Origin of the sequence: Paenibacillus sp. GCM10023252, assembly GCF_042653305.1 — a bacterium.
Lineage (GTDB): Bacteria > Bacillota > Bacilli > Paenibacillales > Paenibacillaceae > Pristimantibacillus.
Genome location: NZ_JBHSHW010000037.1, coordinates 89,650 through 113,197, shown reverse-complemented (window position 1 = coordinate 113,197; position 23,548 = coordinate 89,650). Strand labels below are relative to the sequence as shown.

Below are 23,548 nucleotides of genomic sequence, written 5' to 3'. Positions count from 1 at the left end.
TCCTTCATCTTATCCCTTAATAGATCCTGAGGTAATGCCTTCTATAATGAATCGCTGCATGAATAGATAGAACAACAGCAGCGGCAAAATAGATAAAAACATCATTGGGAAGAAATTGGTCCAGTCCACGGAAAATTGTCCGATGTTACGGAATAACTCCAGTAATAAAACTGAATTTTCACGCGATTGTAAAAATAGAAGGGGGGTCATAAAATCATTCCACGTATTCAATGCGGTTAAAATAGCTACGGTAGCTACAATAGGCTTCAACAGAGGCAAGACGATAAGGAAAAACGTCTTGAGAACACCGCACCCATCCATCCAAGCTGCTTCCTCTAGCTCCCTGGGCACCGTCGAACTGATAAAGCCTCTGAACAAGAAAATGGAGAGCGGCAGGTTATAGCATAATAGAATAAGTATGACGCCAATCAGCGTATTCATTAATCCCATATTGACTACGATGCGATACAGGGCAAGAATACCCATCTGATAAGGAACCATCATACCGACTAGAAAAAATACAAACAGGAAGCTGTATACTCTTCCTTCTTTTCTAGCAAAGCTGTACGCTGCCATCGCTCCCAGCAATACAATTCCAGTCACCGCACACACGGTTATGATCAAGTTGTTCTTCAACGCGCCCCAATAATTCATGGACTCAAATACATGATGGTAATGCTCCAAAGTAATCGTCTTCGGCAATGACAAGGGGTGAGCGACCGCTTCCGCCGGAGATTTAAACGTAGTGACGAGCAAATAGTAGACTGGGATTAGAAATACCGCTGCAACTGCCAACATCATCATCTCAAGTCCGAGCAGCTTCCATTTGAACTTGCCTGAGTAGAAGGAGTATGAGTTTTTTATCATTTGGTGTCCCACCTGCTTATGAATTTCATCTGAATGAATGTAATGATTCCTACTATACCGACGAATACCATGCCGAAGGCAGCACCGTGACTATAGAAGCCTTCACTTATACCCTTCTTGATCATCAGTGATACAATGGTCTCCGTCGCGTAACCTGGCCCTCCTGAGGTCATGGCATAGATAATATCAAATATCTTCATGCCGTTAATCATGCCTGTTACGGTTACGAACGTTATAGAAGGTAAGAGAAGCGGCAGCGTAATATATTGAAAGGACTGCATCTCGTTAGCTCCATCGATGGTGGCTGCCTCATAATAATCCTTGGATATACTCTGCAAGTTGGCAAGAAAGATGACCATGTTATATCCAGTCCACTGCCAAATCTGAGTAAAAATAACCGAATAAAGCGCTAGCTTCGGATCGCCCAGAAAATTAATACGGGAGAATCCCAGCCATTCAACAAGTCGGTTAATCAATCCAAAATCAGATGGTGAGTACATAAAGTTCCATAAAAAGCCGATGACGAGAATACTGAATACAGCCGGAGTAAAAAAAACAGAGCGCAGTAAATTTCGAGTAACTAACGGTTTGTTCAGCAGGACAGAGAGTGGTATGGCAATAGAGCTAATAATGACGGTTGATAACACAGCATAGATGAACGTATTTGAAATTCCTGTGAGATAGATGGAGTCTTCAAACAGTACTTTATAATTTGCTAATCCGACAAACTTGACGTGAACTGGATTGACATCGGACCAATTCGTGAAGCTGTACCAGAAGGTTTTAAGAGTAGGGTTTACAAAAAAAATACAGTATAGAACCAGCGCTGGAAGAATGAACAGAGCGTAAGTGACTTCCCTGCGAAAAATTTGTGTTTTCATTCTCATGGCAATCAACCTTTATCGTTTATTTATAGAGAAAGGGGCTGGAAAAATAATTATCCATGCCCCTGTCTAATTCCTTTTATTTGGATTTTGCCAATAAATCAGCTTGCTTCTTATCCACTGCCTCCAGAGCAGCCTTCGGGTCCTTCCCGCCAATCAACACCTCTTGCAGCTGCTTGCCCAGCTCTGCAAAGGAAACGTCGCGGCCTACTCCCCAGCCGTCAGGCGGATACATGATCTGCCCGGCCTTGAAAGCTTCCTGAGCACCGTCATACTCTGCCGGCATTTCGAATTGCACACCCTTCACATAGGAGGAGATCCCCTTATTATCTTCCCAATATGCGGTCTGCCCTTCAGGGGAAGAGAGAAGATCAAGAATTTGATAGACCGCTTCTTTCGCTTTTGACTCGGCATTAACCCCGAAGGACACTCCAGGTCCACCTACCATCCAACCGACTGGGCCTTCTGTTCCTACATTAGGGAACATACCAATTTTCATATCTGGAGCTTTTTGTTTGAACGTCTCCATATACCATGGACCGGATTGGAACATGGCTGCCTTGCCGCTTGTGAATTCGTCGATTGCTTGCTCTTCCTCAAGTCCAAGCATTTCCTTGGTGAATATCCCCTTATCCATATACGTCTTCCACTTCTCCAGCGCTGGCAGTAGGGCATCGGCCATCTTCGACTCGCCACTCTTGAACTGCTCATTGAATGACTTGCCTTGCTCCGTACCGATATAGTCATTGATAGCAAGCGCTATGAACGATTGACCGACTACTAATGGATTCTTCAGACCAATAGCTTGAGGCTTAATTCCATTCTGCTGGAACACTTCGCTAACCTTATAATACTCTTCGAGATTGGTTGGCACTTCGAGATTGTACTGCTCGAATAACCCTATATTATAGAACATGCCGTTGAACCAGCTTCCTTGCGGCAAGCCGTACAACTTACCATTGAATGTGTAATTAGCTGTTCCAGTCTCAACATACTTATCAGCATAACGCTCTGTCAGATCTTCGAAGTATCCTAGCTTCACCGTGTTATCGTTAATAAGACCTCCGATAATATCCGGGCCTTCCCCTGCAGCGAGCTGCGTCTTAATTACTTCTTCATATTGCTTGTTATCAATAAATTGATATTCCAGATCGATGTTAGGCAGCTTCTCCTCTACCAAGGCAAGCAGCGACTTCACGCTTTCCTCCTTGTTCCAGTAAGATAAGCGAACCTTGACCTTCTCCTCTTCTTTTGCACTCCTTACATTTCCATCGTCCGTAGTATTGACTTGCTGATTGTTCTGGTTAGAAGATCCACAGCCCGTCAATGTCATTACAACTGCAACAACCGATGAGACAAGTAACAACACTCTCTTATTCACACTGAATCTCCCCTTCATGCTATGAATGGTATCTCTTACAATTTCATAATATAAGGTTATGGTTAAGGGGGATATATAACGTTCTGTAGATAACTATCACATTCCTATGATGAAGCTCGCTCGTAAATGGGAATTCGAATCTGGATGCGAGTTCGTCCGTACTCTCCATTGCCAAGCAGAGACAATCCATAGCTTAGACCGAAGAAGAGTTGAAGCCTCTCCTGTACATTTCGTAATCCGTAGCCCTGTTTATGACTGCTCATAACCTCCTCGAGTGAGGCTTGTACAAATCCAGGGCCATTATCTTCAATAATGAATAGGATATCTTTGCCATCCCGCTTCCCTTCTACAAGCAAGCTCCCGCCTCCATCCTCCTTGCAATCTATCCCATGTTCTATTGCATTCTCAACAATAGGCTGAAGAATAAGGTTAATCATATCGTACTGCATAATTTCTTCTTCGACTTTGAATATGACAGTAAAGCTGCCGTTGTGCATTTTGCTCTGAATGCTAATATAGGTCTTAATATTCAGAAGCTCCTCACGAACGGAAATAATATTTTGCCCCTGATTCAGCGCAGTTCGATAGAAACTAGCAAGCTCCGTCACCATCTCACTAATGGAGTCAGACTCCAGCAGCAGTGCCTTTGAGTTAATGTGTGACAAGGTATTATAGAGGAAGTGCGGGCTAATCTGGGCCTGTAAGGCCACCAACTCCGCCTCACGTTGAGAGATTTGAGCCTGATATACTTCAGATATGAGCTGATTGACCTTATGCAGCATTTTATCGAATCGAGCGGATAGCTGCCCAATCTCGTCACGAGATTCCATTCGGACGGATACACTCATATCACCATTCTCTACGAGCTTCATCTTATTATTCAACTTATAGATTGACTTCAGGAACGTCTGAGATAATACATACAGCAACAAGGACAATACGAGCATACTGAGCAGCACAACCATCGTAGCTGCGCTTAATATTTTTGATGCTTCGATATTAATGTTAGAAGCCGGTACATAATATTCCATACTCCAAGTAGATGAGTCAATCGGCTTTTCTAATGAGAAGTACTGCTCTCCATTAATGGTCACCTTAGAATCAGACGAGTTAGCACTCAATAGCGAGGATAGCTGGGCAGGCTTCTCTGAAGCGAACAATGGTCGCTGACCGTCTGTAATGATAACGAGGTGGCCGGCCGGCATCTTCTTCAATACCTGCAAGACAGTCTCTTCGTAATCCAACTGCAAATAGAAGATTCCGATTATTTCCCCGTTGTAGGTATTGTAGATGTTGTGTGTGGCGAACAGCTTGTTGTCGTTATACCACCAACTCGTTCCTCTATGTCTCTTCGTTTCCTGATACCAATCGTATTGAGCGATTCTGGAAGAAGGCAAGATGAAGTTCCCATAAGCGAGCTCCCTGCCCTCAACGTATATGTACATTTCCTTAATATCTCCACCATAATATAAGTTCGTTGTTAGAATTGGTTCTATCTTCTCATTCATGATTCGAGAGAGCTGTACGAAATCAAGCGTATCATCTCCGATGCCTTCAACTAATGTCGGATTGAATACAACTGAATTAATCGTCTTCTCCTGTCTGTCCAGTCTGTAGCTGATTTCGGCAGCAGTCTGATTGAGCGAATGGCTCATATTCTCAATAGCCTGCTTCTCAAGGCTGTTCTTCGTACTGTCGTATGCATACCAACCAAGTATAATCATTGGAATGAAGATGATAGCGATGTTGGACAGTAGCAGCTTCTTATGAATGGATAAATCCCGAAAAAGACGCAGGACACTCATACTCATCTCACCTTCTCACGATATTGAGCTGGCGTTGTGCCGTATCTGTTCTTGAACATCATTGTGAAGTAAGAAGGATTAGGATAACCGACCCTCCTGCCGACTTCCGCTGACTTAAGAAACGTCGTTCTAAGCAGCTCACGGGCACGCTCCATCCTTATTTCCGTTAAGTACTTGCCTACGCTTCTTCCCATACTCTTCTTGAACAAATACGCCATATGGCTCGGTGAGAAATTATATCGAGCTGCAATCTGATCAAGTCCGATATCCTCCCCATAATGTTCCGCGATATAATCGGCCACCTGATGTATAACCTTGCGATTCTGCTCCTCGGAGGAGGTCTCCTTCAGCTCAGCAAGTTGGTCAACAATCGTAAGTAACAACCCTTGCAGGCGGTCGATGTGCATCACCTTATCAATCTGACGCAAGGTCTCCACGATGAGTGGGCGCTGTTCCTGATTGGCATGCTCATGAATCTTACGCAGCAGACCGGTGAATATCAGCTTAGAGAATAAGGGGCTGAATGTACCGGATTGCCTAATATTCCTTACAAGTACTGCGATGCTATTCCGGACTGTATTGTAATCGAATTGTTCAATTTGCCGATAGATGCTGTTAAGCTCCGTCTCCACATCCATAGCAATTCCTTCAACAGTCTCCATTATGTTGTGCCCCATATCCCAGATCACGCTACCATCCATATAGAACCGATAATTCAGATGCTCTTCCATCCGATTGAATTCAAGATGCAATTGCTCAGGCTTATGAACCTCATTGCCTATGACGATAAAACATTGCTTCCCATATTCTTGTTCAATGAAGTGCAATATATGTTCTGCATATGCAATCATGTTACTCTTAACATCTGTATGCGGAGGGTAGCACAGGATGATGACACTCTGCCGTTCATTAAGGCTAATAGTAACGTACTGCTCTCTAATAATAGTAGACAATTCAGCTTCGAACACCTTGCCACATGTGTCAAAAAGCGGGTCATAAGTATCCACAAGAATCATATGGAGGCAGCTGTTATTGAGGGACGTATTACTGAACGCCAGATGATCATGCATTTCCTTATTCCATTCATATCCATGCAACAGAGCATGAAATAGACTCTCCACTTGTAGGTTCTTATACTGCTCAAACGTCCTCGCATCTTGGTTGCAAGCCTCAATGACTTGATTCATGACTTCAAGAAAATTAGCTGGTACTAACGGCTTCATAATATAGTGAAGAACACCAATCTCTATCGCCTGCCTAGCGAACTCGAACTCGCCATAAGCGCTGTAGATTACAATTCGTACAGATGACCTCAGCTTCTTCGCTTGTCTCGCTAGTTCAATTCCATCTAAGAATGGCATCTTAATATCTGTGATCAGAATGTCTGTTGGATAATCTTCCAAATGCCTCAATGCCTCATGGCCATTCGATGCTTGAGTAACTACTAACGGTAAGCGGTATTTCTCAATTAACCAAGTTATGGTCTCAACCTCAATCCGATGATCGTCGACGACTAGAATCTGATACATATCCGCTTCCCCCTTCTACTCTCCGTTGACTAACGCTAGTATATAGTCCGTCTCTCATCTAGCGGTATATCAGTATTATACGAAAAGTATAAGGATTCGACGAATACATACCACTTCTTGAAGAAATTACCCTATAAAAAATCCGCTGACCCTAAATGGTCAGCGGATCTCTATTACTTCAAAATAGCCGTACTATAAGGCGGAAGCGTCAGCTTGCTCTTCTTCAGCTTCGCCGACTTGCCGCCGGCTGCGGCGGAGTGAGCGACCTTGCCGAACTTGCCGTATGGCTCTGATGCAGCAGGAAATTCCACCACCTGCTGCTCCCCCGTCAGGTTATGCACGACCAGTACACGCTCCTTCTGTGAGACGCGCAGATAGGTGCTTACCCCCTTGTTAGGAGCAGCTAGCTTGTACTCGGCAATTGTGCCGTCTCGCAGGGCAGCCTCTTCCTTGCGCCACGAGATCAGCTCCTTGTAGAGTGCCAGCATAGAGCTGTCATCCTTCTGCTGTGCCTCGACCGACACGGTCTCGCTATTCTCGCGATTGAAGCGAGGTAGCTCCCACTTCGTCTGCCCCTCGCCACCAGTCGGCGCCTTGTACCATGGCATCGGCTCGCGGATGTACTCATCCGGCTTCGCCCCCAGCATACCGAGCTCTTCCCCATAGTAGATGAAGGGATTGCCCGGCAGGGTGAGCAGCAGAGACGCGGCCATGCGAGCGTGCTCAGCCTTGCCTTGCAGCACCGTCATGACCCGGTTCTGGTCATGATTGCTGAGGAACGGCGCATCAACGAACGTTCCTCCTGATGACTTCTCATACAATCCATAAGCCCGTCCAAGTGAGAAAGCCAGATCAGGGTCCGTCTCCTTGTCCGCTGCGCCCAGCAGCTTGCCTGTGAGGTCGAAGTTGAATGCGGAGTCCAACCCCTTGTCGAAGTATGGCGCGATGACCGTAAGCGAATCCCACACCTCGCCGATGAGGAAGGCATCCGGCTTCGCAGCCAGCATCCCTGCACGGAACTCCTGCCACCACTGCTTGTTCTTCGCTTGAATCTCTGGAGAGTTCACGGTCGAACCATAGTCTCCGTAGATATGCTTCGCTGCATCGAGACGGAAGCCGTCCAGCCCCTGCTTCAGCCAATATTGGCCGGCCTTGATCATCTCTGCGCGAACCGCTGGCTCGTCAAAGTTCAGATCCGGCATCCCTTCCCAGAATACGCCGAGATACTGATCTCCGCCCAGGCCAAGCGAATGCCAAGGATCTCCACCGACCGCTCCGTCCGACTTCACCTCGGCATCACTGGCCGCGAAGTGATACCAGCTGCGATACTTACTGTCCGCATTCGCCGCCGCTTCCTTGAACCAAGGATGCTCCTTGCTCGTATGATTCACGACAAGATCCATAATGACCTTCATATCACGCTTGTGCGCTTCGTCTAGCAGCTTCTTGAGGTCTGCCAATGTCCCATACTCCGGGTTCACCGCATAGTAATCGGTTACATCATAGCCATGATAGCTGGGCGAAGCGTTGATCGGCATGAGCCAGATCCCTTCCACCCCAAGCTCCTTCAGATAATCGAGCTTAGCGGTAACCCCATTCAAGTCGCCAATGCCGTCTCCATTCGTGTCGTAGAAGGAACGAACGAAGATCTCATAATAGACCGAGGATGGCTGTTCATCCACGGCATATGAAGCAAGGGCAGCATCACTGCCGCCCTTGTCATCACCATCATTATTATTGCTGCATGCGCCTAGCATCAATCCTGCCAATACAAGCAATGAGACCAATCCAGCCGCACGCCAGCGCTTCATCCACAATCCCATTGGAATCATCCCTTGGATGCTCCAGATGTCAGACCCTGAACGAGGAACCGCTGCAGGAAGATGAAGAGCAGAGTAATCGGAATCGCAATCAGGACAGCACCCGCTGCGAACATCGTGAAGTTACTATTCTGATACGTACTGACCATATCCCATAGACCAACCGCCAGCGTCCAGTTCTCCTTCGAACGAAGCACCAGCCTGGCGAAGATGAAGTCTACCCAAGCACCCGTGAACGTCGTCAGCGCAACGTAGGTCAGCATAGGCTTGGACAGAGGCAGCATTATCTTAGTGAAAATCTGCAAGTGGGTCGCACCGTCAATCCGCGCCGCCTCATCCAAGGACCGAGGAATCGTGTCATAGAAGCCCTTGACGACGAATCCACCTAGCACGGAACCTGCGGAGTACACGAGGATAAGCGCCGCATGCGTATCCAGCAAGTTAAGCTGAAGCAGGAAGATATAGATGGCGATCATACTCATGAAGCCCGGGAACATACCAAGGACCAGCATCGTGGTCAGGATGTTCTTCCGTCCGCGGAAGCGGAAGCGCGACAGAGCGTACATGCTCATCGTCGTCAGAATCGTCGAGAAGATCATCGTTAAGGTCGCGATCTTCAGCGTGTTCAGGTACCAAGTGCCATACTTGAAGCTTGGGCTAGTGAACAAGTCCTTGTAGTGCACCAGCGTGAACGTCTCTGGAATGAAGCGGTCACTGAACAAGGAGGTTCCCGGTCTCAGTGAGGAGAGCAGCACCCAGAGGGCGGGATAGACCGCACAGATCGCGATGGCAATTAGAATCAAGTAGCTTAGAGTTAGACGAATCGTGGTTGTAGCCTTGCGTCCCAGTCTCATTGGATCATATCCTCCTCTTTGAATGAACGCGAACGACGGTAGTTAATAATCGAGAACGTCGCAACGATCAAGAATATGATAATCCCGATAGCCGAGGCCATATTGAACTGGCTGTTGTTCAGCGTCAGCTTGTAGAGCCATGTAACGAGCAAGTCGGTGCTTCCCGCATATTGGTAGTTCCCGTTCACCGGGTCGCCGTTCGTCAGCAGGAAGATGACGTTGAAGTTGTTAATGTTGCCCGCGAACTGAGTAATCAGGATTGGAGCAGTGGAGAACAGCACGAACGGAAGCGTGATGATGCGGAACTTCTGGAAGCCCGTCGCCCCGTCCACATCGGCAGCCTCATACATATCCTTAGGGATAGATGTCAGTACGCCAAGAATGAGGACCATGGATACCGGTATCCCGACCCACATGTTCACGAGAATAACCGTCACCTTCGCCCAGAACGGGTCCGTCAGCCAAGGCAGCTTGCCAAGTCCGAAGTAGGCGAGATATTGATTAATCGGTCCGAATTGCCCGTTGAACAGATTACGCATAACCAGCAGCGAGATCAGCTGCGGAATCGCGTAAGGGATGATGAAGAGCGTGCGCCACAGTTTTTTGAACCGGACGCCGTTAGATTCAATGAGCATCGCGACAAGCATACCGCCGAAGTACGTCGTTACGGTTGCAATAATTGCCCATATAATCGTCCAGGTGAACACCCCAATGAAGGTGTTGCTCCAAGTCTTAAGGGTAACGAGATTAGCGAATGTGTCGAACCCGACCCAGTTAACCAGCGACTTAGGCGGAATATGTGCAGGTGATGCATAGTTCGTGAACGCAAGCATGACCATGAAGATAATCGGCATAATGGTCAAGAAGAGTACGCCGATGGCCGGCAAGGACAGCATCAGGAATGGGAAGTTGCGATCCTTAATGTACTCCCATGTCTGTCCAATCGTGCCCGGCGTTCCCCCGGCTTCTCTAAGCTTGCCGTTCCGATAGGCATCCCGAATGTTCATAATGTAGATGACCAGGAATACTGCTAATAGTAATACCGTAATTAACCCGTTAATCAAGAGGAAGATCGAGTGATCTCCTTCCACAACTCTGGTAATTCTTCCTACCTTCTCGAAGCCTTGTGTCTTCGTACCTAATGTGACAATACCCCAGATGCCTTTACCCAGGTTCGGTATAAAATACAGAAGCGCTAGCGCCTCAATAGCAAGCAAAATAATCCCCTTCACGAACTGGCGATTATAGAATTGGCCTAGTCCCATGAATACCGCTGACAGTACAGATGCGGTGGTGCGATGACGATTCATCCCGCTGGGCTCCCTCCTTCTCCTTGGAAAAACATCGGTACCCGCCGAACCAGAGGTTCAGCGGGCTTCCTTATGTTCTAACTATTATTTGCCTGCGCTGCCGTTAGCATCCTTGATCTGTTGAACGGCATTGTCAAGAGCTGCCTTCGGATCCTTGCCAGCATTCCATACATCGGAGAACGCTGCGCCGATTGGCGTCCATACGTTGCCCATCTCAGGGATAGATGGCATTGGTGTAGATTGGTTGAACTGCTGAACGAACCCTTGTACGACTGCATTATCCTTAACCGCTGCATCTTCAGTAGCTTCTGTGTTAGCTGGAATTGCACCAGTCAATTCGAAGTCCTTCAGTTGTGCAGCCTTCGTGGAAGCGAAGCGAGCGAACAGGCGAGCTGCCTGCGGATACTTGGAATACGTGTTCACGTACCAAGCCTTAACGCCGGAGAAGGATGTAGAAGGCTTGCCGTTGATGCTAGGGATTGGGGCTACACCGAAGTCGATGTTAGCTGCTTTGTAGTCACCGATTGTCCAAGGACCGTTAATATCCATCGCCAGCGTGCCGCCAGTGAATAGACCTTTCTTAATGTCATACGTTACATCGCCAGACTTCAGTGGAAGCAGGCTGCTCTTCAGGGAAGAGAAGAACTTCAGACCTTCAATTGCGCCATCGTTGTTCAGACCGATATCGTCTTTGTTCTGTCCTTCGTCGCCATATACATAACCGCCTGTTGTGCCGATGAACGGGTAGTTGAAGTAGAAGTTACCTACATCCCACATCAGGGTGTATTTATTTTTCTTAGGATCATTGTAAGTTTTGGCGAAATCAAGCACTTCCTCGAATGTCTTAGGAGCTTCCTTGATTAATGCCTTGTTATAGAACAGAGCGTAAGTCTCAATGGAGCGCGGGTAGCCGTACAGTGCGCCGTCATAAGTAACAGCGGTAACTGCGTTCTCCGCATTCTCACTCTTCGCTTGCTCTTCATAGAAGTCATTCGGAAGAACTAGGCCAGCGGTAACTGCCTTACCAAGGTTATCGTGCGGGAACACGACTACGTCAGCAGCTAGACCGGCAGGACCGTCTGTTGTCAGCTTCTGAACTTGGTCAGCCGCTCCAACCTCTTCGAACTTCACTTCAATGCCATACTTCGCAGTGAATTCCTTCGCAATCGCTTCTACGAATGGACGCTCTTCCTTGGATTCCCATACGAGCAGGGATGCGCCCTTCTCAGGAGTTACATCTTCAGCAGTCGCGTTATCAGCGCCTGCATTGTTGCCGCCATTGTTGCCAGTGTTCTCAGGAGCGTTGTTGTTGCCGCCTCCGCATGCCGCGATCACGAACAGAGCGAGGACTAAGGACATAACAAGCAATTTCTTCATTTGTGGAGATCCCCTTCCAAGTTGTCTTAATGGTAGTGCTGTCCTTGCTAATCTTGCTGTGGTGCATCGTTACTTCGAACAGAAGGCTGTCTTAAGCAATCCTAGTCCGCCTATTCTCATAAAATGCAACAATCTGCCAAACAATATACAGACGCGCGACTCTAACTATTAAACCATGCTGGGCGTTGTCTGCGCAAACGTTTGATCAGATAGGTGCACTCAAACCCTATGAAAGCGCTGTATCCCATGCTGTTCAGAGGAGAATGGACAGGTGACTGATGTGTAAGCGTTCTATTCCTCGGTTCATCATACAACACGACCCCCATTTAGGAAAAACGTTTGCACAACTTAAAAATAGCGGAAATTTGCAAGTTATCTCACGCAATCCTCGCCTTATCTTCCATTTGCGTAGTCTTTCGTCATTTGTTGCCATTGTGTGCTTAGATATATATTTACTTTACATTAGCGTTGATTTAACATGAGGATGATTCAATGATTGTATGGTCACGGGGGTTAGTAAGCTATGGTCACCATTAAGGATGTTGCAAAAGTTGCCGGAGTATCCCCATCTACCGTATCTCGAGTCGTCTCCGGACACTCTAGAATTAGTAAGGAAACCTCACGCAAAGTAAAACAAATTATGGATGAGATGGGCTACCACCCTAACGTGATGGCGAAGAGCCTGGTGTCTAAAACGACGAATACGCTTGCGATTATGCTTCCTAGACCTGCTGAGGAGTTGTTTCAAGACTTCTTCTTCGGGGAACTACTAAGAGGAATCTTAACGCAATCCACTCGTGCCGGATACGATATGCTGCTCACTGCAGCTACTTCTGAACATACGGAACACGAGACGATCTCAAGATTGGTTATGGGACGCAGAGTCGACGGAGTCATTCTGCTGTCTTCACGAGTCAGCGACCCTCTCATCAGCTTCCTCGGGGAACAATCTATTCCAAGCGTGCTCATCGGCAGACCGAATATGCATCCAGACTTCCTGTCTGTGGACAACGACAATGTACAAGCCGCTTATGATGCCACTCAGCATCTCATTGCCCAAGGGCATAAGAGAATTGGCTTCGTCAGCGGACCGCCTAATCTGACGGTATCCAATGATCGCATGGAAGGCTACGTCAAGGCACTTCGAGATGCCGACCTAGAGATGCGGACCGAATGGATCGTCGAAGGAGAATTCCTGCAGGAGAGCGGCTATCGGGCGATGTCTTTTTTCATGAGCTTGCCTGAACGCCCTACCGCCCTTGTCGTCATTGACGACGTTGTCGCCTTCGGCGTGCTGCGCGGCTTGACCGAGCTTAGCTACAAGGTTCCTGAAGATATCTCGATCGTCAGCTTCAATAACATTGCGCTGTCTGAACTGGCTACACCGCCTATCACCTCCATTGATATCGGTACGTATCAGCTTGGCTATACGGCCTCTCAGACGTTAATTCGCCTTATTCAAGGAGAACCGGTTCATCAGAAGAGGATTGTCATTCCTCATCGACTGATTGTCCGGGATTCCTCTATCCAAGCCTCAACTAGAAGGAGTTAAGCAACTATGAACAGCAAGAGCATTGTGAATGCGAACACAGCCAAGCCTTACCTGGTAGACGGAATTATCGGCAACTCGAAGTTCCTCGCCTCCCTAGGCCGTACCGGCAGAATGTACCGCCTATGGTGGCCGAATATTGACTTCCCCCAGCATATGGATGAGATGCTTACTGGTCTTAAGCTGGATGGTCAGGCTTCCGTCAGCTGGTTCGATGGAGAGGAAGACGGCTGGCAGCATGAAGTCGCTTATGAGAAGCGGACGAATATTCTCGGTGTTAAGGCGTCGTCAGCTCAGTGTCCGGTTGCAGTAGACAGCCGTCATTATGCGGTTCCCGGACAGTCTATTCTCGTTCGTGAATATGACTTCAAGAACACCGGGTCTTCCGCTGTATCATTCGAATTCATCGTGTATTCCTCGTTCCTGATTACGGAGAATCCTTATTACAACACCACAACCTTCAATGTTGATCAGGATGCTTTGGTTCATTTCCGTCATAAGTACTTTTTTGCGCTTTCCAGTGCAAACGTGTGCACAAAATTCCAATCCGGCCAATCTTGGGCAGCGGCTCAGACGGGTGAGCTGAACGGGGCTGTCATTGACATGAAGCCAGATGGTGCGCTCGTGTATCGGGTGGAAGGACTGGAGCCTGGCTCTACGGTCTCCATCCCGCTGTACATTACGGCTGGGCATGATGAGCAGAGCGTCTTGCTGGAGATGGCGGTGGCCAAGCAGCGTACGGCTGCCGATTGGCATGGCGAGACAGCGGCTTACTGGCATCAATACTTGGCAGCTGCTACCCCTTGTCCTCTTGAAGGCGAAGAGATAGCAGAGCTGTATGACCGCTCCCTCCTCATGTTCAAGCTCATGTCGGACGAAGCAACCGGTACGATCGTTGCGGCTCCGGAATTCGACGAGCACTACGAGAAGTGCGGCGGATACTCCTATTGCTGGGGACGGGACGCGGCGTTCATTACGACCGCACTTAACAAGGCCGGCCTAAGCGAGCTGTCCGACCGCTTCTACGACTGGACGCTGACCGCTCAGTCGCCGGACGGCTCCTGGCAGCAGCGCCATTATCATGATGGCAGCCTTGCTCCATCATGGGGCTTGCAGATCGACGAAGGCGCATCCATCATCTGGGGGATGTGGGAGCACTACTACGAGCGGAATGACCGTGCGTTCGCAGAGCGTGTATGGCCGGCGGTGGAGCGCGGCGCGGTATACTTGGCTGCGTACCTCGACGAGGAGACGGGGCTGCCATTGCCTAGCAATGACTTGTGGGAAGAGCGCGAAGCGGAGCATACCTACTCGGCTGCCGCCGTATACGGCGGGATGACCGCGGCTGCTGCGTTCGCTCGCTTGATGGGCCGCGAGGACCTCGCTGCGGAGTGGTCGGCCATCGCGGACCGCATCGCCAAGAGCCTGCTTGAGAAGGGCTGGAATGAAGAAGGAGATTCCTTCTACCGTGCGCTCAAGCTGACCGTCAACCAAGAGAAGTATGAAGCAGCGATTGCTGCAGGGAAGTCTGGCTCAGCTGTTCCTGGGCTGAAGGGCTACACGAAGTATGTGCTGGAGCATGACCCGATTGTCGATATTAGCTTGCTCGGCATCGCCGTGCCGTTCGGTGCTGTTCCTGCGGACCACGACTACATGAAGCGTACAGCCGATACCGTAGAGCGGCTGCTGACGGTTCCTGGCGTAGGCGGCATCCTTCGCTATGAGGATGACATCTACGCAGGCGGCAATCCGTGGATACTGACGACGATGTGGCTCGCCCACTATCGGATTCAGACCGGCGATATCGCTGCAGCCGAGAAGCATCTGGAGTGGGTGCTGAAGCATCGCACCGAGACCGGCCTGCTGCCGGAGCAGATCGACAAGGTAACCGGCGAGACCGCATGGGTCGTGCCGCTCACTTGGTCGCATGCGATGTACGTGCTGTGTGTGTTCATGCTGGCTGCTGCCAAGAAGTAAGGGAGTGTGGGGCTGTCTCAAGTCTGATTGACTTGGGGCAGTCCCTTTTGGTATTCGCTGCGCGGGGCTTCGTTGCGCTGCATGGCGTTGCATGGCGTTGCGTTGCGTGGGAGATAGGTCGGGGGCTCGGGGCCGGTGGGGAGTGGGCTTAAGGCCGCTGTTCCAAGTCGTGTTCCTTCGAATTACAGCTATGCTGTAGGAACACGACTTGCAAAGGCGGACGCGATGCTCCTTAAGCTCCACCCCCCACCTCTTCCTCACCTCCCTCCTATCTCCACTGCACTGCACTGCACTGCACTGCACTGCACTGCACTTCACTGCACTTCACTGCACTTCACTTCGCTCATTAAGGGAACAGCCCCTGTCAAAAAAGACTTAGAGAAACCCCACTGGCGAGGGGAAGGGGGAAAGGAACGGCAAGAGCAGAGCATTGAGAACCTGCGGTTCTCTCGCTCCAACCCCTTTGTAACGGGCTAGCTGCCCGTTTAGAGCAACCGCAAACCCCACTCCTAAAACCATTTATTACGGGCTTCTTGCCCGTACAGCTTAACCCACCGACGGGCTTCTTGGCTTCTTGCCCGTTAGAGACTGTCAGCAGGAACTCACGAAGCAGGAATAGGTTAGTGGGGACTCAACAGCGCAGAAAGGGTGAGACGTCAATGGGAGCATGAAGGTGAGGCATCAACCTACCTTAATCCCACTTGACAAATAGACAGTTATTTATAATAATTATAAAAAAGGAATAAGTTTAAATAAGGTGATCGTAAGTATCATCAGCCACTGTTCCGTACACACTACCCTTGGAAAGGATGTCGATCACATGAGCAAATCAACGATACACACGATACTTAACCGCCAAATCGCGAACTGGAGTCTGCTGTATATTAAGCTGCACAACTACCATTGGTATGTGAAGGGGACGCAGTTTTTCACGCTGCATGTGAAGTTCCAGGAATTCTACGAGGAAGCAGCGCTGCATGTAGATGAATTGGCGGAGCGCCTGCTGGCCATCCAAGGTAAGCCAATCGCTACGATGAAGGAATATCTGTCTACGGCAACGGTGAAGGAAGCAAGCGGCAGCGAAGACGCCACCGAGATGGTTAACGTGCTTATTGCTGACTTCACAACGGTCATTGGGGAACTGAAGGAAGGCATGGAAGCGGCTCAAGAACAAGGCGATGAGACGACAGCTGATATGCTGCTTGCTATCCATACCACTCTTGAGAAGCATGTGTGGATGCTAAGCGCCTTCAACGGGAAGTAAGTAATCTTGCACGGTAAGGGAGGAGCTCCCTGCTGAACCTTATCATCATCTCAAAAGAAGAGCCTCACCCAAATGCTCGCAATTAAGCATTCGGGTGAGGCTCTTCCACTACTCCACGCGCAAGATCGCTGTAATCCGTATATCCTCACACGATGCCCCAACCATAACCAGGAACTCCCCAGGCTCTACGACTGGCTTCATATCCGCACCAAGTATCGCAAGCTTATCCGGCGTCAGCTCAAGCACAACCTCCGCTGACTGGCCAGCTCGCAGAGTAATCCGCTTGAAGTCCTGCAGCGACTTGAGAGGAGTCGCATAGCTCGCCACCTTGTCCCGCACATAGAGCTGAACGACCTCATCTCCGTCCCGATCTCCCGTGTTCGTCACCTCAACGGTCACCGTAACCGAATCCATCGGCCCTATCACATCCCTGGACAGCTTAGCCTCGCTGTAGGAGAAGCTGGTATAGCTGAGACCGTAGCCGAATGGGAATTGAGGGTTCTCCGTCATGTCCACATAGCCGTTCCTGCGGCCGGATGGTTCAGCATTGTAATAGAGAGGGGCCTGCGCCACATCCTGTGGAAAAGTAACCGGAAGTCGCCCGCCAGGATTCACCTCTCCGAATAGAACATCCGCGATGGCATGTCCGCCCTCCAGTCCAGGGTACCAGGCATATAAGATAGCATCAGCCGCATTCACCCAGTTCCGCATCGTGACGGCACTGCCTGCACTAACCACGACAATAACCGGAAGGCCCAGTCCAGCCACATTCTGAATCAGCCTCTCCATCGAGACAGGCAGATTCAGATTAGCCCTGTCCATACCCTCTCCCTCTGTAATGCCTGCCACAATGACAACCGCGTCCATTCCATCCAGCTGCTGACGCAGAAGCTGAACGCCCTCTTCAGGATTCGTGCCCCGATTCCAGCCGAGCCGAATATGCGCATCTCCGCCAGAGGAATGATATTGCACGGTCAGCGAATAACGCTTGCCCTGCTCGAGATCACAAGCGACAATCTGCGTACCGGATAAGGCATCCTCCCACCGGTCGATAAGGAGCTCGCCGTCGAGATACAAGCGCGCTCCACCATTAGCCGTCACACCGAGCTTGTACAGTCCGCTCTCCGGCGGAACCAGGTGACCGCGCCACTCGATAGAGTACGGCTTGCCATCCTCCAGCTTCGGATGTTCCGCCGGCTGGCTGCTCCCCCAGTTGAACGCGACACTTCCGTCATTGCGAATGACGACAGGCTGACCGCTCAGTGTCTGCGAGTCGATATAGCGGCCGGTCATTCCCTGCTCTACCCGATCGTCCACAACACATTCCAGACATTCCACCGGGATAAGTGACAAGGCCAGCTCATCCTCGCCCAAGCTCTCTACACCTGCCTGCACATGATGAATCTCCGTTCCCGCAGGCGCGCCCTCTCTCAGACCCTGCAGGATCGAGATGATCTCATTGCCCCAGCTGCTGTACCCGCCAAGCTTCGGCTTATCCGCTATCGCTCCCATGACCGCAAGCTTCTTCACCTTATGGCCAGCCCCCAGAGGGAGCACATCATTCACATTCCGCAGCAGCACCAAGCTCTTCTCCGCTGCCTTCCTAGCTATCTCGCGATGCCGCCTGCTTCCAGTCACCTCTACAATATCATCAGGAAGGGCATAGGGCTGCTCGAACAAGCCGATGCGGAACTTCGCCAGCAGCACTCGCCGCACAGCTGTGTCGATCGTCTCCTCAGACACCTTGCCTGTCTGGACCGCCTCCATCAGCTTCGTGAAGCCGCTCGTATCGCTCATCGCCGGAATCTCTCGATCCATCCCGGCTGAGATCGACTTCACCGCAATACCCATCAGATCCTCCGCAGCCGCATGCTGCTTAAGCGCCTTAATCATTAAGCCGTAATCGGTCACGACGAACCCTTCGAAGCCCCACTCCTCCCGGAGCACCTTCGTGAGCAGCCAGTGGTTCAACCCGCTCGGCTGTCCATCCAGCGCATTGTAGGAAGCCATGATCGACTGGGAGCCGGCTTCCCTAATGCAAGCCTCATAAGGCTTGAAGTACACCTTGCGCAGCATCCGCTCCGAATAATAGACGGGATGGCTGTCTCGTCCGCCGTCACCGCTGTTCGCTACGAAGTGCTTAGGCGTCGTAACAATGCCTGTACGCTCGAAGCTCTTGCAGAATTCTACCGCCATCCGAGAGACAAGGTACGGATCCTCTCCATAGGTCTCCTCCACCCGCCCCCATCTCACGTCACGAGCGAGGTCAACTGTTGGCGACAGCACTTGGCGGATGCCTCTCACCTTAGATTCGGCCGCAATCGCTGCCGACACTTCTCCCATGAGCTCCGGATCCCACGTTGCCCCCAGTCCGATTGCCTGCGGGAAGGAGGTTCCCTCGCGAAGCGTCAAGCCATGAAGAGCCTCTGCATGAATAAGGGCTGGAATGCCGAGCCTCGTCCCCTCCACGCAGCTCCTCTGCAAGCGGTTAATGATCTCGGCCTCTTCCTTGATCGTATAGGGCATAATGATCCGCTCGAAGGCGAACCCTCCCAGCCCGTCTTCCCCGATCGGGTCCTCCTGCTCCAGCATCTCGTGAATGAATAAGCACTGCAGCTGCTTAATCTTCTCCCCCAGCGTCATACGGCCTAGCAGATCCTCTGTTCTCTCCTCCGGTTGTCTCGCGGCATCTTGATAGATATAGCTCATGATCCTTCCACTTCCCTCTCCCTAGCTTATGAATCTAGCATAAGGGAATCGAGCCGTAGAGAACTAACGGTCAGGGCTACTCTCTTAACAGAATAATGACCATTCCCCTAGCAAAAAAATAAACAAGCCCCCTCGCCTAAGCAAGGGGGCTTCAAGGTAAATGGTCTCTATTCGTTCTTCGTTAACGAGAAGTCATCAAAGTAGCTGGTCTCCGTTCCCGTCCCCGTGACAGCTACAACAACAGAGGTTAAACTGCCGCTGTTGAAGGTGAGGCTGTAGGTCGTCCAGGTCTGGTTCCCTGTCGTGTTCCCTAGAGCAATCGCACTCCATGCTGTATTCATGACCTTGAACGTATTCGCTCTGCCCGAATTGGACCGCAGGGTGAGGGTATAGCTCGTATTGGGCTCTACCGTTACGGTCTGATACAGATTGCGGTATACCCCTCCAGCTACCAGCTTGGCAGCCTGGCTTCCGGCACTTACACTATCCCCTGAGATCGTGAAGCCCGTCTGCAGCGTCCACCCTGTCGCCCCTGATTCGAAGCCGGGGTTCTGAATCAAGTTAACCAGCTCGTAGGCCTTAATATCATCGAAGTACAGCGTTCCTGCTGCAGGTGCGCCTGAGGTCTGTCCTACATAGAATGCGAAGCTTGTTATCGTGCTGAGATCGAGCACCGCGTTGCGGTCCGCTACCCAAGCGGCCAGCTGGAACTGATTGAATGGTATCGTTACCAGCTGCGGTGAGGTTCCGGTTAGCGTGATGTTTTTCTCCCAACCGTAGCCTGAAGCATCTGAGAATTGAACCGTCAACGTATTGCCGGAGTTGTCCGGCTTCATCCAGAAGCTGACGCCAGCGTATTCGTACCAGTTCTTCCCGAGACCAATCGCGGCCCCGGCATAAGTCTTCCCGGCGAAGTCATATTGGTACTTCATTCCGCTGGAGCCCTCGCTCTTATTCACGGTATCGAGAGTGGTCGTAATGGTTCCGCCTCCCCCATTACGTGCCCAAGCTGATGTGAGCGCCGCATTCGGATCAACACTTCCCCCATATACCTCGAAGTTGTCGACGAACCAGTTGTACACTCTAGGATCAATCGGAACCTTGAAGTCCAGCACGAAGTCATCCACGTACAGGCTACCCCCTGTATCCTCCAACACTACCTCAACCGAAGTATGAGTGCCGCTGTTGAAGTCGATCGTATTCCGCTGCCAGCCCGCTCCGCTCTTGCTCGTGCCGGAAGTCAGCGCTGCAGAGCCGCTCTGGATCTTATACCCCATAGTCCCGCTAACCGTCTTAGAGTAGAAGGTTAAGGTGTAGTCCTTGTTCGGAACCACCGTTACCGTCTGAGCCGCTGTGCCACCCCCGCCCGTTCCTGTCAGCTTAAGCGAGCCCAGTCCGAGCCTCTTGTCTGCGCTTGATAGAGCGAAGGATGGCGAGAGTGTCCATGGAAAAGCTATGCCCGTCTCCAAGCTGCCATTCTTCACCTGATTGGTATCCACGGCAATCTCCGGCTTCTCTCTCACTTCCACCTCATCGAAGTAAGTGGTTGCCGCAGATCCTGGCTCCGTCAACAATACCTTCAGCGACGTATAGCTTCCGCTGCTGAACTCCTTCGTATGAAGCGTCCAGTCTGGGCTGGCCGGTATCGCAATATCCAATAGAGTCTTGCTAAGATCACTGCTCGTTACCTTGTAGCGACCGCCCTGTCCCTTGGCATACAGGGAGATGGTATACTGGCCGCCGGACTGAACCGTAATGTTCTGTGAGGAATAGACATAGTTACCTGCTCCGCCTGTCTTCAGAGAGCTCGTTCCCGCGTACTTCTCCGTCGTCACGACGGAAGCTCCGCCTCCAAGCGTCCATGCCAGGCTTCCAGACTCGAAGCCGCTGTTCGTGGTCAGAATCGGATTCTGAATAAGCTGAATATCATCGATATAGGTGACCGTCGGTGTGCTGCCTTCATAGAGAGTCAGGTACAGGGTGCTGAACGCCCCGGAATTGAATGGAATCGAGACGGGTGTCCAAGCCGTTGGAGACACCGTATACACCCCATTGGTCAGCGTGTTAGCAAGGCCTCCATCGCTGGTTACCTTCACCCTAGGATTCTGTCCCTTGGCATAGAAGCTTAGGACGTAGTTCGTATTGGGCAGTACAGTCAGCGTCTGGGTGACTCCCTTGTAGCTGCCTGCACCTGCTGTCTTCAGCGAGGAAGTTCCTGACTTTGCATCCGTTGTGACAACCGCTGCCCCGCTTGTGCCGAGATTCCATCCGCTGCTGCCATACTCGAAGCCGCCATTCATCGCATAGTTCGGCTGTTGGCGGAGCTCTACCTCATCGAAGAAGGTCGATGCGGCAGTAGAGTTGTCCATCAGCTGCACGATGACGCTGCTGTTCGACCCGCTGTTGAAGCGGACCGTGTATTCGGTCCACACTCCATTGGCTGTGGTTGCCTGCACATTCGATGCATCCGTTGTCCCTGCGATGCCGAGCGTATTCCCGCTTGCATCCGTTACCTTGATGGATGCTGCGCCGCCGGCAGCTGTCTTCGCGAAGACGGACAAGGCATAATTCGTCTTCTGCCTTACAGCTGCGGTATGCTTCGCACTCTTCCCTGCACCCAGATTAGCCGTCTTAAGCGAGTATTGCCCTGCTTGCTTGTCGGACGATGTCAATGTGAATGCTCCGGCATCCAGTGTCCAGCCATAGCTGCCAAGCTCGAATTCGCCATTGGCAGTCAAGTTCGCTGAGCTGCTGATTGGCGCTGACACAGGACCGACTACATTCGAGTAGGAGGAGCGTCCTGATACATTTTGGGCAACGACCCGGTAGTAATAGCTGGACCCGCCAATGGCAGAGCGGTCATTGAACGGCTCATAAGGATTATTCACATCCAGTACATCCACGGCCACCACTGACCATGGACCAGCTGTATCGGCAGCCCGTTCAATATCATAGCTCTCTGCACCCGTGCTTCCCTGCCAGCTGATCTTCTGCACAGAGCTGATAGGCAGCAAGGTTGGCGCATCCGGAATCGGCGGGGCAGGTACGGCCATTCCGCGAATCGCGTAAGCCTTGTTAATCATCATCTCGACAACCTTGGCTTGGTCATTCGTAATCGGGTAGCCGGTCGCTTCAGAGGAGATAGGATAATGATAAGCATAATAGCTCGAGTTCTCCCGATGCTGGTAGTAGCCCCCGTCCTTGTTGTGGAATCGCAGACTCCAGATCATCGCTCCGGAAGTACCATTCTGAATGACACGATCGAACATCTTGCTCATATTGAGTGTAGCGGTCAGCCCAATCTCACCAACGATGAGCGGCTTCTTGCCAATCGTCAGCGCTCGCTCTGCATCCACTGTCCCTGCCAGATTCGTATTGGAGTAATAGTGGTTCGACATAATGTCTACATCCGGATTATTAATGGACGCTTGGCTGAGCGTGCCCCAGTTGCCGTCCATCAGCAGCTGATTCGTGTTCACAGACTGGAAGTAGGCCGCAATATCGCTGATCCAAGCATCTGGAGCATGCAGCTCATTGCCAGTCTCCCAAGCAAGGATCGCCTTATCGTCCTTGTACTTCACGCTCGTATAGGTGTTCGTGCGGTTCATAATCGTGTTCATGACTTCCTTGAAGTCGCTAATAACTGTCGTGTCCGTGTAGAATTCATCCGCTGTCTTCCCCCGGAGATTCGCGAAGGCCGCCCGGCCCCCGAAGCCTTCAACATCATTCGTGAACGGAATAATGAGCCGGATCCCATATTGGTTGCACAGCTGCAGCGCCTTGTCGAGCGTCTGGAACAGCTCCTCGTCATACTGCATGTTGCCGCTGCCGTCCCTGCCATAGATGAACCGCTTCGCGGTATCCGTTGGCGACTTCTTAACCGTGAAGTGCATAATCCGAATGACCTGTCCGCCCATCTGAGCCACAGATCGAATTGCATCCTCCATCTCCCATGCCGTTGTTACATGGAGCGTCGGATCTTCATTAATAATAAGGCTTGGCACGTTCCATGAGATGAAGCGGAATTCGCTCCCGCCATCCATCAGCTTGTCTCCGGTACGGGTAATGTAATTCGTGAATCCGCTTCCATTTGCCTGTACACGAGCAGGAGTTAAGCCTTGTGTAATCAGGGTGAGAAGCATGGCTGCCAGTAGGATTGCTGCGGTCATGCGTTTGATCATTATTTCATCTCCCTTGTGAATGGTTGTGCTGCTCCTCTATT

General features: G+C 50.7%; 14 protein-coding genes. 3 read left to right on the top strand and 11 right to left on the bottom strand.

Annotation, left to right across the window (positions count from 1 at the left end):
- Window positions 1-9: 9 nt before the first annotated feature.
- From ACFO9Q_RS21095 to ACFO9Q_RS21055, 9 genes are all read right to left on the bottom strand, one after another.
- Window positions 10-867, bottom strand: coding sequence for a carbohydrate ABC transporter permease (locus ACFO9Q_RS21095; protein WP_379185552.1), 858 nt, complete (start codon window positions 865-867; stop codon window positions 10-12).
- The gene (locus tag ACFO9Q_RS21090) at window positions 864-1,754 is read right to left on the bottom strand and encodes a carbohydrate ABC transporter permease (protein ID WP_379185551.1); all 891 of its coding nucleotides are present in this window, start codon (window positions 1,752-1,754) and stop codon (window positions 864-866) included. Before ACFO9Q_RS21090 ends, ACFO9Q_RS21095 begins: the two co-directional genes overlap by 4 nt.
- A 76-nt stretch (window positions 1,755-1,830) precedes the next feature.
- The gene (locus tag ACFO9Q_RS21085; RefSeq protein ID WP_379185550.1) at window positions 1,831-3,132 is read right to left on the bottom strand and encodes an ABC transporter substrate-binding protein; all 1,302 of its coding nucleotides are present in this window, start codon (window positions 3,130-3,132) and stop codon (window positions 1,831-1,833) included.
- A 104-nt stretch (window positions 3,133-3,236) separates the two neighbouring features.
- Entirely contained in the window at window positions 3,237-4,943 is a 1,707-nt protein-coding gene (locus ACFO9Q_RS21080) for a sensor histidine kinase (protein ID WP_379185549.1), read from the bottom strand.
- Window positions 4,940-6,466 (bottom strand): response regulator, encoded by a 1,527-nt coding sequence (locus ACFO9Q_RS21075; protein ID WP_379185548.1) that lies wholly within the window; start codon window positions 6,464-6,466, stop codon window positions 4,940-4,942. Before ACFO9Q_RS21075 ends, ACFO9Q_RS21080 begins: the two co-directional genes overlap by 4 nt.
- A gap of 173 nt (window positions 6,467-6,639) precedes the next feature.
- Window positions 6,640-8,298: an alpha-amylase family glycosyl hydrolase gene (locus tag ACFO9Q_RS21070; RefSeq protein ID WP_379185547.1), complete on the bottom strand. Its 1,659-nt coding sequence runs from the start codon at window positions 8,296-8,298 to the stop codon at window positions 6,640-6,642.
- Window positions 8,295-9,140 carry a sugar ABC transporter permease gene (locus ACFO9Q_RS21065; RefSeq protein ID WP_379185546.1) on the bottom strand — a complete coding sequence of 282 codons (846 nt, stop codon included), beginning with the start codon at window positions 9,138-9,140 and terminating at the stop codon, window positions 8,295-8,297. The genes ACFO9Q_RS21070 and ACFO9Q_RS21065 overlap by 4 nt, the downstream gene beginning before the upstream one ends.
- Window positions 9,137-10,450 (bottom strand): carbohydrate ABC transporter permease, encoded by a 1,314-nt coding sequence (locus ACFO9Q_RS21060; protein WP_379185545.1) that lies wholly within the window; start codon window positions 10,448-10,450, stop codon window positions 9,137-9,139. The genes ACFO9Q_RS21065 and ACFO9Q_RS21060 overlap by 4 nt, the downstream gene beginning before the upstream one ends.
- Before the next feature lie 84 nt (window positions 10,451-10,534).
- Complete coding sequence (locus ACFO9Q_RS21055; RefSeq protein ID WP_379185544.1) at window positions 10,535-11,827, bottom strand: sugar ABC transporter substrate-binding protein; 1,293 nt, start codon at window positions 11,825-11,827, stop codon at window positions 10,535-10,537.
- A 523-nt stretch (window positions 11,828-12,350) separates the two neighbouring features.
- Between ACFO9Q_RS21055 and ACFO9Q_RS21050 the strand changes: the two genes are divergently transcribed.
- The 3 genes from ACFO9Q_RS21050 (at window position 12,351) to ACFO9Q_RS21040 (ending at window position 16,617) form a co-directional block, all read left to right on the top strand.
- Entirely contained in the window at window positions 12,351-13,379 is a 1,029-nt protein-coding gene (locus ACFO9Q_RS21050; RefSeq protein WP_379185543.1) for a LacI family DNA-binding transcriptional regulator, read from the top strand.
- 6 nt (window positions 13,380-13,385) lie between these two features.
- The gene (locus ACFO9Q_RS21045) at window positions 13,386-15,353 is read left to right on the top strand and encodes a glycoside hydrolase family 15 protein (RefSeq protein WP_379185542.1); all 1,968 of its coding nucleotides are present in this window, start codon (window positions 13,386-13,388) and stop codon (window positions 15,351-15,353) included.
- 820 nt (window positions 15,354-16,173) lie between these two features.
- Complete coding sequence (locus ACFO9Q_RS21040) at window positions 16,174-16,617, top strand: Dps family protein (RefSeq protein ID WP_379185541.1); 444 nt, start codon at window positions 16,174-16,176, stop codon at window positions 16,615-16,617.
- 108 nt (window positions 16,618-16,725) lie between these two features.
- Here ACFO9Q_RS21040 and ACFO9Q_RS21035 read toward each other — a convergent pair whose 3' ends face one another.
- Entirely contained in the window at window positions 16,726-19,326 is a 2,601-nt protein-coding gene (locus ACFO9Q_RS21035; protein ID WP_379185540.1) for a glycoside hydrolase family 3 N-terminal domain-containing protein, read from the bottom strand.
- Window positions 19,327-19,493: 167 nt separating this feature from the next.
- On the bottom strand, window positions 19,494-23,507 hold the full coding sequence (locus ACFO9Q_RS21030) for a carbohydrate binding domain-containing protein (RefSeq protein WP_379185539.1): 4,014 nt from the start codon (window positions 23,505-23,507) through the stop codon (window positions 19,494-19,496).
- Window positions 23,508-23,548 lie beyond the last annotated feature (41 nt).